We start from the raw sequence: 14155 nt of genomic DNA, 5'->3' as shown, positions 1-14155 counted from the left end.
CCACGTGACAGGGTGGCTCCATGCGGGGCTGCGAAGACGTACGGGTGGCGGACCGGCTGCGCGAGCTGGACGACCGGCTGCGCGGGCCGGCCCGGCTCAAGGCGGAGCTGATGGTCGAGCTGCGGGACGCGCTGGACGACGCCGCCGAGGCGTACCGGGAGGGTGGGCTGTCGGCGGCGGAGGCGGAGCGACGGGCGGTGGCCGAGTTCGGCGCGCCGGCCCAGCTGGCGCCGGCCTACCAGGCGGAACTCGCGGCGGCAGCGCTGCGGGGGCTGTCGGTACGGGCGTTCGCGGTGGCCCTGGTCCTGCTGGTCGCCGGCGACCTCACCTGGCGGGGTTCCAGCTGGAGCGGCGGCCCGCCACCGCCCGCCGGCTACCAACTGCTCTCCGCCTCGGTGAACTGGGTGTGGCTGGGCGTGGCCGGCTTCGCCCTGGCCGCGCTGGTGCTCGGGGCGGGCGCGGCGCGGCGCGGTCGGGCCGGTGTGCCGGTGGCCGGCCGGCTGGTGGGGCTGGGCCTGACCGGCGCGCTGGCGCTCGGCGCGGTCGTCGGGGTCGCCCTGTTCGCCTGGTCGGTGCAGCTCTGGGACGCCGCCCTGAGCTGGCCCCCGATGATCATCGGCGCGGTGCTGGTCGGCGCCGGCTACTTCTCCCTCGCCCGGGCCGCCCGCTGCTGGCTGCGCGCCGCCCACTGACCCGCCGCCTCGACGCGCGCCCTGCCCAGCCTGGCGCGACGCTGCGGCCGCCTGGCCCGGCACGGCACCGAACCGGCACGGCGTGAGCCTCGCCGCCTTCTGGGCGCCGATCGAGGAGCCGGTCCATGATCGTCTGCAGTTTTCCGACGGGCCAGCCGGCGTGTCGAGCCGGAGAACTGCAGACGATCATGACGGACGAAGGCTGCGGGAGCGGCGCGGGTGGGCGGCGGGTCGGCGAGCCGGGCGGTGCGGTCAGGCGGGGGCGGTGGGGGACGTGTCGGGGCCGAGGAAGCGGCCGACCGTCGCGCTGAACTCGCGCCAGCCGGCCCGCTCGCCGGCCAGCGCCCGGCGGCCGGAGTCGGTCAGCTCGTACGTGCGCCGCTCCCGGCCGCTGACGGTGCTCCACGAGCTGGCCACGTGCCCGGCCCGCTCCAGCCGGCGCAGCGCCGGGTAGATGGTGCCGGTGGGCAGATCGAGGTTGCCGTCGCTGCGGGCCCGCAGCGCCTCGATGATGGCGTAGCCGTGCAGTGCGCCCTGCTCCAGCACCGCGAGCAGCAGCGCGTCGAGGTGTCCGTGCAGCGCCTGAGCCCTCATACGTAGTAACGCTACTTGTCAGGCGTGCGGATCGCCAGCGGGGTGCGGGGTCCGGTCCCCCCGGGCTGACCACTAGGGTATGTGCCCAGAGTCACTAGCCGACCGGAAGTGTCGGCGAGTGGGCAACCCGACGCACCCGGAGGTCAGTGTGGCCCGCCAGTCGCCCCAACGGCCCGACGCCGACGAGCCCGAGCTCGACGCCACCGACGGGCCGGTCGAGCCCGAGGTGGAGCGCGGCTCGGCCGACCGTTCCCTCTGGGACGAGCTGCGGATCGACCCGGTGGAGATCGCCCTCCCCGCCGGCACCGGTTTCACGCTGCGCGCGTACCGGCCGGCCCGGGAGCTGACCCCGACCGACGTCGCCGAGCGCGACGAGGACGACCCGTTCCTCGCCCGCCGCCAGGTCGTGGAGGCCGAGGACGCCGAGGACGAGGAGGTGGTGATCCTCGACGAGGAGTTCGCCGCGCTCTCCGCCGAGGAGGACGAGGAGGCCGGCCGGCCCGCGGGTCGCAAGCGCAAGGCCGACGCCGAGGACGAGGAGTCCGAGGCGGAGGAGGAGGACGAGCAGGACGCGGCGGCCGACGAGGAGGTGCCGGTCTTCCTCACCCACAAGGGGCGGCTGCTGCTGTTCAAGACCCCCGAGGCGCTGGTCAGTTTCATCCGTTCCGGCGCGCCCAACGACATGTCCCAACTGGACAGCTGGAATGAACTGTCCGAACGGGTGGAACCGGCCGACATCGCGCCGCTCGACGAGGACATGTACGAGCTGGACCTGGTAGTGGAGAACCTGCGCGGCGGGCACGACACGTGGGACCCGACGCTGCTGATCGAGGCCGGTGAGGTGGCCCGTGACCTGTCGTACGCGCTGCGGCTACCCGCGGTGCTCGACATGCTCTCCGCCGGCTCCAGCTTGGACGACCTGGACGAGGCGCTGAGGGCATGTGTCAACGGCGGAATCGGTGGTTTCCTCGGCCGGCGGCGGCTCAAGAAAATCGGGGCACAAACCGCAAGCTTGGGTTGGCGCACCATTGTCGGCAAGATCTCTGCTGTCGTGGACTGGCGCGACTGACCCCGAGCGGGGAGCATCAGTCTCTGGCAGAGAAAAGACCTGTGTCCCGGGAGGAGGACGACGCCGTGGCGCTCGTGCGCGTGTACTGCGGTCTGGCCTCGGCGGATCCGGCCGACCGACCGGCATCGGCCGGATCGTCGCTGACGTCCGCTGTGGTCGACGACGCAGGCCGGCTGCTGCATGTCTGCGAGATCGGTGACGACCCGGCGGGCTACGCCCAGCTGGTCGCGCTGCTCGTGGAGCGATCGGGCGGACCGAGTGGCGCGGCGATCGCGGCCGACAGCGACGACCACACGATCACCTCGCTGCTGAGCGCCGCCGGGCGTCCACTCGCGATCGCCGACGACGACTCGGTCGACGACTTCGCCGAGCGCTTCGCCGACGACGACTCGCTGGAGGAGATGCAGTCGCCGCCGGCCGAGCGGCGGGCGGTGGGTCTGGCCCGCGCCCTGCAGGCCGGGGCGCTCTCCGCGGTCACCCTGCCGGCACCCCGGGACCTGGCCGGCTTCAAGCAGGTCCTGGCGGCGCACGCCGCTCTGTCAACCGGTCGCCACTCGGCCGCCGTGGCGCTGCGCGAGGTGCTGCGTGAGCTCTACCCGGCCGCCCTCCGGGCGTACCCGGACCCGGCCGAGCCGGTGTCGCTCGCGGTGCTCGACGCCCTCCCCGAGCCCGGCATGCTCGGCGGCACGACCGCCCAGGGCCGCGACGTCTCGGTCGCCGCCGAGGCGGTGGCCGCGCACCTGGCCGCCGACGGCGTGGCCGATCCCGACGAGATCGACGCCGCGGTCACCGCCCTGCGGGTGGCCATCTCCGAGACCCCCCGCCGGGCCACCGTCAACCGGGCGCTCACCTCCGCCGTCGCGGAGACCGTCCGTCAGGCGGTCGCCGCGGTACGGGCCTGCGACGCCGGTTGCGAGGCCCTGGTGGGCGCGCTCAGCGCCCGCGTCACCACGCCTGTTCCGGCACCCGGCCGGCGGGCCGCCGCCCGGCGCGGCGAGCCGGTCGGCGAGCTGTCCGCCCTCGGGGGCGGCACGACGGGGCTGCGTACCGTCCGGCCGGCCGAGCCCGAACGTCCCACCCCCACCGGCCGGCGCAGCCGGCCCGAGCCGGTCTCCGGCGGGTCACTGCCGACCACCCCCCGGCCGCTCGGTCCGCCGCCGGTCGCACCGGCCCCGGTCGCACCGCCACCGGTCGCACCCGCGCCGGTCACCCCCGCCGCCGCCGCGGCCACCCCGACCTCGGCGCCGCCGTCGCGCACCGACCCGGGCATGCCCGCGGTCCGCCGCAGCACCGACCCGGGCATGCCGCTGGTCCGCCGGGGCACCGACCCGAGCATGCCCGCCGTGCGCCGCGGCACAGACCCGAGCATGCCCGCCGTGCGCCGCAGCACCGACCCGGGCATGCCGCTGGTCCGCCGGGGCACCGACCCGGGCATGCCCGCCGTGCGTCGGGGCACCGATCCCGCCATGCCGGTGGTGCGTCGGGACCCCCCGACCAACCGTCCGGTCTCCGCGCCGCCCCCGCCGCCGCCCGGCATCACGCCGATCGCCCCGGCGCAGCGCGGCAACGTGCCCCCCGCCGAGGCGGGCGAGCCGTTCCGGCCGACCCTGACCACGGCGGCGATCAACAGCGCCCGCGCCGAGCGGCAGCGCACGGTCATCCCGCCCCGCCCGAAGACCAACGGCGCGTTGTCGGCGCCCACCGGCGGCTTCAGCGCCACCGACCTGAGCATTCCGGTGCCGACCCCGCGCCCCGAGGCGGAGTCCGCTCCGCCCGGTTCCCGGGCGAACTGGCCGCTGGTCAACAACCCGGAGGACCCGGCCGACAGCTCCGCCAACAACCCGGTCGTGCCGTCGTACGGCGAGCGCGCGGGCCGGCAGGTGGACGCGCCGACCGACCCCGGCTCGGAGCGTCGGGTCACCCCGCCGTGGCTCGCCGACGACCTGCCGCCGGAGCCGCCGATGCTGCGGCTGGTCGAGCCGCCGCCGTTGGCGGACCGAGCCCTGCGCGACGGTCCGGCCCCGGGCGGCGACCCGCGCCTGGAGACGCCCCCGCTGCGGCTGGTCGACCGCGAGGAGGCGAGCCGTTCCGGGCGTGCCTCCCGGGCGGACCGGCCGGCCCCGGAGCGCCGGCCCGAGCCGGCGGAGCGCCGCCCCGCGCCGATGGAGCACCGGCCCCCGCCGATCTCCGACGAGGGCGACGGCGACCTGCTGATCTTCGCGCAGGCCAGGTCCGCCTGGTTCGTCGGCCACAGCGAGGAGGAGTCCGAGCTGGACTGGTCGACCACCGCCGACACGGGTTGGCAGGCCGCCGAGCAGGCGGCTCGCCCGGCGGTCGGCGCGGAGACCACCGCCGGCCTGCCCAAGCGGGTCCCGCAGGCCAACCTGGTGCCCGGTTCGCCGCTGCGCGAGGAGCGTCCGCTGCGGATCGTCCGCGACGCGGCGAGCCTCGCCGAGAACACCACCGGCTACTTCCGCGGCTGGCGTCGCGGCCAGGAGATCGGCGGGTTCGCGGTCGGCGGGCGACCGGGTCGTGAGTCGGCCGGCGGCTGGGACTTCAGCCGCGACCCGGCCGAGCGCGACGACGACCGCGAGTACGAGTTCCGGTCGGCCGGTTACCGTTCCTGAACCCGGGTAAAGCGCCTTCCACCTGCCTGTTCCTGCCCACATCCGGATAATTTGACGCCGGGTCGGGGCGGCCGGAGCTGCTGATCGGGGTCAGCCTTGAGCTCACCGGCCGGGGCGCCACCCTCGGCGTCCTTCAGGAGCGTGCCCTGCGGATCACGCTGGAGGACCTGAACGTCGACTGGGTGCAGGCGGGCAACCAGCGCCGAAGCGTACGGGTGCTGGTGCGGGACAACCGCAGCGAGCCGCGGCTGGCCGCGCAGCAGGCCACCGACCTGATCCGCAAGGACCGGGTGCACGCCCTGCTCGGCACCACGCTACGCGAGCTGGTGTTCCGCTACATCCACGCGTACGGCGGGTTCAGCGGCTTCGCCCCGTACGCCTCCGACGACCTCCAGCTCGTCGCCAACGCGGCCCGGCTGGCCAGCAGCGTCGACCGTGGACGACGGCGGGCGTACCTGCAGACGCAGGTGACCGAGGGCATGGCCGGGTGGTACGCCGTCGCGCCGATCCGGCACGGCGGGATGGAGCGCGACTCGCTGGGCGTCTACCAGCTCACCCGGGGCAGCTGGGCCCGGGTCTCCTGACCCTCGGCCAAGCCCTCTCTCCCGGCCCTCTTCCCATCCGCAGCCCCGGGCACCGGCACCGCCGGCGCGCGGGGCTGCGGCGCGCGCGGGGCTACGGTGCTCCCGGCTGTCGGTGCGTCCACTCAGGACCGGGACAGCCAGGCAGCGGAGCGCCGCCACATCGAGTTCCGGCCGGCCCGGGACGCGCAGACGCGCCCGGCGTCGGCCGAAGCCGCCACCGGGCGCGTCGAGGCCGGTCAGGCCGGGGCGACCGCGCGCGAGCGGCGCATGGTCAGCACGTACTCGACCAGCGAGATCAGCACGTGCTTGGTCGACTCCCGGTTCCGGGCGTCGCAGGCCACCACCGGCACGTCCGTCGAGATCGCCAGCGCGTCCCGGACGTCCTGCGGGTCGTGGTACTGCATCCCGTCGAAGCAGTTGATGGCCACCAGGTACGGCAGCCGCCGGTGCTCGAAGAAGTCGATCGCCGCGAAGCAGTCGGCCAGCCGGCGGGTGTCGACCAGGACGACGGCGCCGATCGCGCCGCGTACCAGCTCGTCCCACATGAACCAGAACCGCGTCTGGCCCGGCGTACCGAACAGGTACAGGATCAGGTCCCGGTCGATCGAGATCCGGCCGAAGTCCATCGCCACCGTGGTCGTCGTCTTGCCCGGCACCTGCCGGGTGTCGTCGACGCCCACGCCCGCGCTGGTCATGATGGCCTCGGTGGTCAACGGCGTGATCTCCGAGACCGAGCCGACCAAGGTCGTCTTGCCGACGCCGAATCCACCGGCGATAACGATCTTCGCCGACGTCACGCGCCCGCTCGGGGCCGGCGGCCGGTGCGACATGTCAGAGCCTGCGAAGTCCACTCAGCACCCTCTCCAGCAGTTCAGTGCCCACCGCGTCGTCGGAGTCGTCCAGGATGGTCGGCTCGTGGACCGCGACCAGGCCATCCGTCGCCATGTCGGCGATGAGCACCCGGGCCACACCCAACGGAAGCTGCATTCGCGCCGCGATCTCGGCCAACGACTGCACGCGTCCGTCACACAGCGCGGCGATGTACTGGTGTTCGCGGCCCTGGCCGCCGTTGCCACTGGCAGCGGCGCGACCGCGCACCGTCGTCTCGACGAGCGCCTCCATGGCGATGTCGAGCCGGGGACGGGTACGACCACGGGTCACGGCGTATGGACGGACCAACGCTCCGGTTGGCTCGTCACGATCGGCCATGTCGCCGCTCACCTCCTTCGTACCCGGCACCGGCTCTCGCCCGGTGGAACCCGTCGTTGTTGTCGTGTCGTTGCTGCCGTGCCGACCCGGTGGTCAGCTCGGTCAGCCCATCATCCCGACGGCCGTGCGGGGCTGCGGGGTCAGCGCGTCGCCCACCCGGTCGACCAGCAGGGCCATCTCGTAGCCGACCTGGCCCACGTCACAGCTGCGGGCGGCCAGCACCGCGAAGGAGGAACCGTCGGAGATGGACATCAGGAACAGGAAGCCGTTGTCCATCTCGACGACGGTCTGCAACACCGCGCCGCCCTCGAAGCAGCGGGCCGCGCCCTGGGTGAGGCTGACCAGACCGGAGGAGATGGCGGCCAACTGGTCGGCCCGGTCGCGCGGCAGGTCCCGTGACGACGCGAGGAGCAGGCCGTCCGCGGAGACGGCGACCGCGTGCGCGACACCGGGCACCCGGTCGGCGAAGTTGGCGAGGAGCCAACCGAGATCCTGCGTAGTTGTCATCCTTCTTGCTCCTTCTGCCCGCTACCGGCCGCCGGGCCGGAGCCAGACTGCGAGGATTGCTGCCCTCCCGGAGTCGCCTCCGAGCTGGTGGGGTTGCTGTCCGAGGGGTTGCTGCGCCCGCGCTGCACGCCGCGGTGGTAGGCCGACAGCAGACCGCGCACCGCCTCGGGCGTACGCCGCTGCGCCGAGATGGTCGGCTTCTCCACCGCGCCCGGGACGAGCTGGGCCATCGGCGTCCGCTTCGGCAGACCGGTCTCGGTGGTGGCCGCCACCGGCACCTCGGAGGCCGCCACGGCGGCACGCCAGCCGTCGTCGGCCGCGGTCTGCCAGCCGGCCGACTGCGGGGCGGTGGGCCGGCGGGTGGGCAGACCCTCGGCCTGACCGGGGCGGCCGCCGCCGTTGGTCGCCGAGCCGTTGTCGCGCGGCGTCCCTCCGGCCATCGGAGTGTTTGCCATCGGTGCGTTACCTGTCGTCCGTGGTGCGGTGTTCGGGACGGAGCGACCGGGGGCGTCGACGGCGGGCATCTGCTGGGTCGCGGTGCCATTGGCCGCCGGCTTGGCGGCCGCGGCGGCAGCGGCCGCCTCCTCCGGACCCGGCTTGCGGGAGGTACGGAACCAGGCCGACTCGAGCTCCCGGAAGATCGGCAGCTCCATCGTCTCATCCGCGTACCGCTGCCGGTTCGCCGTCTCCTGCGGAGTCGGCGGCCGGTTCACCGGGGCCGGCTGCGCCGCGCGGACCTGCGGCGCGGCGGGCTGCCGCATGGCCGGCGGGGTGGCCGGCGCGGACGGCTGAGCGGTCTGCTGGGTCGGCTCGGGGCGCGCCACCCGGGGCAGCTCCGTGGTCATGTCCAGCGCGGCGGCGAGCCGCTCGGGCACCGGCGGGGCGGCCTGCTCCTGGTTCGGCACCGGCGGCCAGGCCGGCGGGGCGGCCGGGCTCGGCGGGCTCTGCCGGGGCGGCGCGGACGCCGGCTGGGCGGAGACCGGGGCGGCCGACACGGGCTGACCCGAGTACGGCTGGGCGGAGACCGGGTGCCCCGAGTACGGCGAGGCCGGCGGTGCGGAGTACGGCGAGGCCGGCGGAGCGGAGTACGGCGAGGCCGGCGGAGCGGAGTACGGCGAGGCCGGCGGAGCCGAGTACGGCGAGGCCGACACCGGCGGGCCCGAGTACGGCGAGGCCGAGACCGGGTAACCCGAGACCGGGGCGCCGGAGACCGGCGGAAGCGGCGGCGCGGACACCGGCGGGACCGGCGGCGCGCTGTAGGGGCGGGCCTCCGGGCTGCTCGGCAACTGCCGCGGGATCGCCGGCTGCTGGCCGGTGACCGGGTCGGTGTCGCCGGACCGCCGCTGCGGCAGCGGGTCGATCTGCTGGCCGTTGGAGGAGCGGGGCGCGAAGCCGTCGTTGCCGTTGAGCGCGCTGGCGCCGGTCAGGTCCGACCAGGCCGGCATGGAGCGCCCCCCGCCAGCGTTGGCCGGCGAGCCGTGCTGCGGGGCCGGGTCGAACGACCGCCCGCCGAGGGTGACCTGGTTGCCGGACTCGCCGGTACGCGGGGTCGGCGTCGGGCCGTTGCCCAGCGCGGGCAGCGCGCCGAAGGCCGGGGCCGCGCCGAAGGTCGGGGCCGCACCGAACTGCTGCGGGCCGGGCGTGGCCGCGGGCAGCGCCGGGACGGGCTGGCCGCGACCGGTGAGCGCCCGGGGAACCAGCACGGAGGTGGGCATGGTGACCTCGGCCACCGTGCCCCGGTCGGAGCCGGGACGCAGCTCGACCTTGACGCCGTGCCGCGAGGCCAGCCGGGCGACCACGACCAGGCCCATCATCCGGGAGACGGCGACGTCGACCTGGGGCGGCGTGGCGAGCCGCTCGTTGAGGTCGCCCAGCTGCTCCGCGCTGATGCCGATACCGTGGTCCTCGACGTAGAGGGTGGCCCGGTCGCCGATGCGGCGCGCCTCGACCATGACCTGCGAGTCCGGCGGCGAGAACGCGGTCGCGTTGTCGAACAGCTCGGCGACGAGGTGCACCATGTCGTTCACCGCGTGCGCGGCGACCTCGATGTCCCGGTCGATGATCCCGAACTCGATCCGGGTGTAGTGCTCGACCTCGGACTGCGCGGCGCGCAGCACGTCGATCAGGGCGGCCGGCTCACGCTGCACCCGGGTGGAGTCGGCACCGGCGAGGACCAGCAGGTTCTCGTCGTTGCGGCGCATCCGGGTAGCCAGGTGGTCGAGCTGGAACAGCTCGGCCAGGCGGTCCGGGTCCTCCTCGCCGCGCTCCAGCCGGTCGAGGTGACCGATCAGCCGGTCGACCAGGATCTGCGAACGGCGGGCGAGGTTGACGAACATCGTCGCGACGGAGGAGCGCAGCGCGGCCTGCTCGGCGGCGGTGCGGACCGCCTCCAGGTGGACCGCGTTGAACGCCTCGGTCACCTGGCCGAACTCGTCCTTGCTGCGCACCGGCAGCGGCTCGGCGATCTGGTTGGCCAGTTGTGTCGGGGAGAGCTGGCCGCTGACCTGCGGGTCGCGCAGCCGGGCCACCGCCTGCGGCAGGCCGTACTGGGCGATGGACAGGGCGCCCTGGCGCAGGTCGCGCAGGGAGCGGGCCATCGACCGGGCGACCAGGTACGCGAAGAGGATCGCCAGCAGCAGCATGCTCAGCAGCAGGCCGGTCTCCAGGAAGACCTGGCGCTGCACGTCGGAGCGGAGTTCGTCAGCCTGCCGGACCACCCTGCCGTCGAGCTTGACCTCGACGGCACGGATCAGCGCGGCGTTGGCGACCATGGCCGCGTCCCACTGGTCCGTGCCGAACTCGACCCCGGCGATGCTCTCGCTGTCGCGAGACTTGATGAAGCCGCTGTAGGCCTGCGCCTGACGCAGGTCGGAGCCGGCGACGGTCTGCTGGTACAGCTCGCGCTCGAACTGGTTGGCGACCGACTGGAACGTCTGTGTCGCCAGTTCCCCGCCCTGCTGGCTGCGAATGAAGTCGTCGCGCAGCGGAGCGATGTACGCCTTCTGCAGGAGCACCCGGTGCACCGCCACCCGGCGCAGCGACAGGAACTCCTTTTCCCGCGCGACGGCCGCGGCGGCCCGCATCCGGTCGCTCAGGTCGTTGTCGCCAGCGAGCTGGGTGGTCGAGTCGCGGACGCTGATCAGCTGGTCGATCAGGCCCTGGTACGACCCGATCGCGTTGCTGAGGCTGAGCTTGCCGTTGTAGACCTGGCTCCGGGTGCCGGGCAGGTCGCTCAGATTCTGGTCGATCCGGTCCAGCAGCGTCTCGAGGCTGGCCGGGAGATCATCGATCTCCAGCCGTTGCTGCGAGTACGGCGCCTTAACCTGTTCGACCCGCTGGTTGACCCGGTTGTACGCCTCCTGGTACTGGTCCCGGGGCTGGCCCTTGGGCGCGCCCAGCAGCAGGACGGCGGCGGTGCGCTCGTCCTGGAGGCTGTTGACCAGGTCACCCGAGTACCCGACCAGGTTGGCCAGTTCGCCCGCCCGGTTGGCATTGTTGAGCGTCTGCAGGTGGTCCACCAGACCACTGGTGCCCACGACGACCGTGGCGATGGTCGGCACGATCATGATGAGACCGAGCTTGGACCAGATCGGCATGTCGCGGAGCCGGCCAGCCGGCCGGCGTAGCCGCGACAGGAAGGAGCCCGCCGTCTTCGGCCGTTTGCTCACGTCACCGCCCTCGCGATTGCAGCGTCCCCGCGTTGCCCCGGGCAACGCCCAGCGACCGACCCGGCGGGTCGGACCCCCGAGATTCCATCACGCCGCCCCTGAAAGAGAAAGCCCAGGTTGGCGGTCGCCGAAGGTGTGATGAGATGTTGATGCAATTTGATAGCAATCCGTCTGGCCGGAGTTACCGAACGTAATGGAATACCGTCACCGCGTTGTCCTGCTCGCTGGCCCCTCCGGCTCCGGAAAGTCGTATATAGCCCATCGAACCGGACTTCCGGTGCTCTGCCTGGACGACTTCTACAAGGACGGCGATGACCCTACGTTGCCGCGCCAGAACGGACAGGTGGACTGGGACTCGCCCGACTCGTGGGATGCCGGGACGGCCGTGGACACAATTGCCCGACTGGCCCAGGAGGGCAAGGCCGAAGTGCCGGTTTATGCGATCGGTGCCGACCGACGGGTGGCCACCCGGCCATTCGAGGTGGCCGGATCGCCACTTTTCGTCGCCGAAGGGATCTTCGCCGCCGAGATCGTCGAGGAGTGCCGCCGCCGGGGGCTGCTGGCCGGGGCGTACGCGCTGCGGCGCCCGCGCGGCACGACCTTCGTCCGCCGGCTGACCCGCGACCTCGCCGAGCAGCGCAAGGCGCCGAAGGTCCTGCTGCGGCGCGGGGTGGCGCTGCTGCGCGCCGAGCCGGCGGTGCTGCGCCGGCAGACCGGGCTGGGCGCCGAGGCCGCCCGCGCCCGCGACGTGCTGCGGCGGGTGGCCGGCCTGATCGCCAGCCACCCGCACCACTGATCAGGCCAGCAGCTTCCCGTACGCCGGCTTGATCACCTCGTCGATGATCCGCAGCCGCTCGTCGAACGGGATGAAGGCGCTCTTCATGGCGTTGATGGTGAACCACTGGAGCTCCTTCCAGCCGTAGCCGAAGGCGTCCACCAGCAGCGCCATCTCCCGGGACATCGAGGTGCCGCTCATCAGCCGGTTGTCGGTGTTGACCGTGACCCGGAACCGCAGGTCGCGCAGCAGCCCGATCGGGTGGTCGGCGATCGACGCGGCGGCACCCGTCTGCACGTTCGACGACGGGCACAGCTCCAGCGGGATGCGCTTGTCCCGCACGTACGCGGCCAGCCGGCCGAGCACCGGCGGCGGCCCGGGGGTGATGTCGTCGACGATCCGTACCCCGTGCCCGAGCCGGTCCGCGCCGCACCACTGGATGGCCTGCCAGATCGAGGGCAGCCCGAACGCCTCGCCGGCGTGGATGGTGAAGTGGAAGTTCTCCCGCTGCAGGTACTCGAAGGCGTCCAGGTGTCGGGTGGGTGGGAAGCCCGCCTCGGCGCCGGCGATGTCGAAGCCGACCACCCCGGTGTCCCGGTGCCGCACCGCCAGCTCGGCGATCTCCTGCGAGCGCGCGGCGTGCCGCATCGCGGTCAGCAGGGTGCCGATCCGGATGGGCGTGCCGGCCGCGGCGGCCTGCTCGCTGCCCTCGACGAAGCCGGCCACCACCGCCTCGACCACCTCGTCCAGGGTGAGGTGCTGCTCCAGGTGCTGCTCCGGGGCGAACCGCACCTCGGCGTAGACCACCCCGTCGGCGGCCAGGTCGAGCGCGCACTCCCGGGCCACCCGGCGCAGCGCCGGCGCGGTCTGCATGACGGCGACGGTGTGCGCGAAGGTCTCCAGGTAGCGCTCCAGCGAACCCGAGTTCGCCGCCTCCACGAACCAGCGGCCGAGCGCCTCCGGGTCGGCGGTGGGCAGCTCGTGACCGACCTCGGCGGCGAGTTCGACGACCGTCGCCGGCCGCAGGCCGCCATCGAGATGATCGTGCAGCAGCGCCTTGGGGACCTTGACGATGTCCTCGTATCGGATTGCGACCATGCTCAGACCCTAGTCAGCCCCCGACCGGCCGAGGGACGGGACCGCCGGGCCGGCGCGTCGCCGTGAACCGCACCAACCCGTACGGACATGACAGGGGCAGGGAGGGCGCGATATGACTGACGACCGAGAGCTCTGGGCCCGGAGCCTCGACGGTGACACCACGGCCTTCGGCACGCTCTTCGAGCGGCACGCGGACGCGGTGTTCGGCTACTGCCTGCGGCGTACGGGGGCGTGGTCGGCCGCGGAGGACCTGGTCTCGGTGGTGTTCCTGGAGGCCTGGCGGCGAAGACGGGCGATGGTGCCGTACGGCGCGAGCGTCCTGCCCTGGCTCTACGGCATCGCCCTGGGCGTCAGCCGCAACCACCACCGGTCGCTGCGGCGGCACCGGGCCGCGCTGGACCGGGTGCCGCCGCCCGAACCCGCCGCCGACCACGCCGACGCGGTCGTCGAGCGGGTGGACGCCGAGCGGCGGGTCGTCGCCGTACACCGCCACCTCGCCGGGCTCGCCCGCCGGGACCGGGAGGTGGTGGAGGCCTGCGTCTGGCTCGGACAGACCCAGGCCGAGGCCGCGCTCACGCTCGGCATCCCGCTGGGCACCGTCAAGTCCCGCCTGGCCCGGGCACACCGTCAGCTGCGCACCGGCGTGCTCGCCGATCTCGCGATGGAGGACCGCCCCGATGGATCACAGTCCACTCCGCCCGGACCTGCCGCACCTGCCCGCCGAGCGGGCCCGCGTACGCCGTGACGCGCTGCTCCGCGAGATCGCCCCGGCGCGGCGGCGACCGGTGACCGCCGCGCGGCGGCGACTAGCCGTCGTCACCGTCGGGCTCGCGACGCTGGCCGCGGCCGGCACGGCGGCGGTGGTCGCCGGCCGCCCGCAGGCACCCGCGGGGACGGCGACGACGCCGTCGACGAGCGCGTCGGCCTCCGACGGCACCGTCACGGTGACCGTGGCCGACGCCGCCGACCCGGCCCGGATCAACGAGGAGCTGCGCCGGACCGGGGTCCGGGCGACGCTGGTCAAGACCCGACCGGAGGCCGCCTGCCCGCCCGGGGACCGGGGCGCCGAGGTACGACCGGATATTGCCGTCGGGCTCGGGCCGGACGCCGCCGTCACCCTCCCCAAGCCGGAGACTGGGCTGCTGGTGATCCATCCGGACCGGATCCCGGCGGGGCTGATGCTCGCGGTGCATCTGCGCCAGCAGGAGGCGAACGGCAGCTACCTCTCGGGTTGGGGGTTCTACCGGCTGCCCGGGCCGGGCTGCGTGGTCGCCGGAGCGCACCGGTCGTTCGACGAGCCGGCCCCGAGCGGGAGCGGCCCCCGCTGACCGA

Annotated in this window: 13 protein-coding genes; 7 read left to right on the top strand and 6 right to left on the bottom strand. The window is 74.0% G+C overall.

What is annotated here, in order from left to right:
* Positions 1–20 precede the first annotated feature (20 nt).
* The gene (locus tag M2302_RS22105) at positions 21–692 is read left to right on the top strand and encodes a permease prefix domain 1-containing protein (protein WP_280839756.1); all 672 of its coding nucleotides are present in this window, start codon (positions 21–23) and stop codon (positions 690–692) included.
* Between the two features lie 252 nt (positions 693–944).
* Here the strand turns inward: M2302_RS22105 and M2302_RS22100 are convergent, their stop codons facing one another.
* Entirely contained in the window at positions 945–1286 is a 342-nt protein-coding gene (locus M2302_RS22100; RefSeq protein ID WP_280839755.1) for a helix-turn-helix transcriptional regulator, read from the bottom strand.
* Positions 1287–1404: 118 nt separating this feature from the next.
* Here M2302_RS22100 and M2302_RS22095 point away from each other — a divergent pair, with 118 nt between their 5' ends.
* From M2302_RS22095 to M2302_RS22085, 3 genes are all read left to right on the top strand, one after another.
* Entirely contained in the window at positions 1405–2355 is a 951-nt protein-coding gene (locus tag M2302_RS22095) for a DNA primase (RefSeq protein WP_280839754.1), read from the top strand.
* Positions 2356–2396: 41 nt separating this feature from the next.
* A complete protein-coding gene (locus M2302_RS22090; protein ID WP_280839753.1) occupies positions 2397–4982 on the top strand; it encodes a transposase in 2586 nt (861 codons plus the stop codon).
* Between the two features lie 182 nt (positions 4983–5164).
* Positions 5165–5566 (top strand): hypothetical protein, encoded by a 402-nt coding sequence (locus M2302_RS22085; protein ID WP_280839752.1) that lies wholly within the window; start codon positions 5165–5167, stop codon positions 5564–5566.
* Positions 5567–5802: 236 nt separating this feature from the next.
* Here the strand turns inward: M2302_RS22085 and M2302_RS22080 are convergent, their stop codons facing one another.
* The 4 genes from M2302_RS22080 to M2302_RS22065 form a co-directional block, all read right to left on the bottom strand.
* A complete protein-coding gene (locus M2302_RS22080; protein ID WP_088964027.1) occupies positions 5803–6396 on the bottom strand; it encodes an ATP/GTP-binding protein in 594 nt (197 codons plus the stop codon).
* 1 nt (position 6397) lies between these two features.
* Entirely contained in the window at positions 6398–6775 is a 378-nt protein-coding gene (locus M2302_RS22075; RefSeq protein WP_088964879.1) for a DUF742 domain-containing protein, read from the bottom strand.
* A 102-nt stretch (positions 6776–6877) separates the two neighbouring features.
* A complete protein-coding gene (locus tag M2302_RS22070; protein WP_089011242.1) occupies positions 6878–7282 on the bottom strand; it encodes a roadblock/LC7 domain-containing protein in 405 nt (134 codons plus the stop codon).
* Entirely contained in the window at positions 7279–10950 is a 3672-nt protein-coding gene (locus M2302_RS22065) for a sensor histidine kinase (protein WP_280839751.1), read from the bottom strand. Before M2302_RS22065 ends, M2302_RS22070 begins: the two co-directional genes overlap by 4 nt.
* 277 nt (positions 10951–11227) lie before the next feature.
* Between M2302_RS22065 and M2302_RS22060 the strand changes: the two genes are divergently transcribed.
* Entirely contained in the window at positions 11228–11746 is a 519-nt protein-coding gene (locus tag M2302_RS22060; protein WP_280839750.1) for an ATP-binding protein, read from the top strand.
* Here M2302_RS22060 and M2302_RS22055 read toward each other — a convergent pair whose 3' ends face one another.
* Positions 11747–12823, bottom strand: a complete 1077-nt coding sequence (locus M2302_RS22055; protein ID WP_280839749.1) for an adenosine deaminase — start codon at positions 12821–12823, stop codon at positions 11747–11749.
* Between the two features lie 112 nt (positions 12824–12935).
* On the opposite strand from M2302_RS22055, the gene M2302_RS22050 reads away from it, so the two are divergent.
* The gene (locus tag M2302_RS22050) at positions 12936–13568 is read left to right on the top strand and encodes an RNA polymerase sigma factor (protein ID WP_280839748.1); all 633 of its coding nucleotides are present in this window, start codon (positions 12936–12938) and stop codon (positions 13566–13568) included.
* Positions 13501–14151 carry a hypothetical protein gene (locus M2302_RS22045; protein WP_280839747.1) on the top strand — a complete coding sequence of 217 codons (651 nt, stop codon included), beginning with the start codon at positions 13501–13503 and terminating at the stop codon, positions 14149–14151. The genes M2302_RS22050 and M2302_RS22045 overlap by 68 nt, the downstream gene beginning before the upstream one ends.
* Positions 14152–14155: the final 4 nt, after the last annotated feature.

This window comes from Micromonospora sp. A200 (assembly GCF_029893845.1).
Classification (GTDB): Bacteria; Actinomycetota; Actinomycetes; order Mycobacteriales; family Micromonosporaceae; genus Micromonospora; species Micromonospora purpureochromogenes.
The sequence above is the reverse complement of the archived record's forward strand: the minus strand, read 5'-3'. Positions and strand labels throughout refer to the sequence as shown.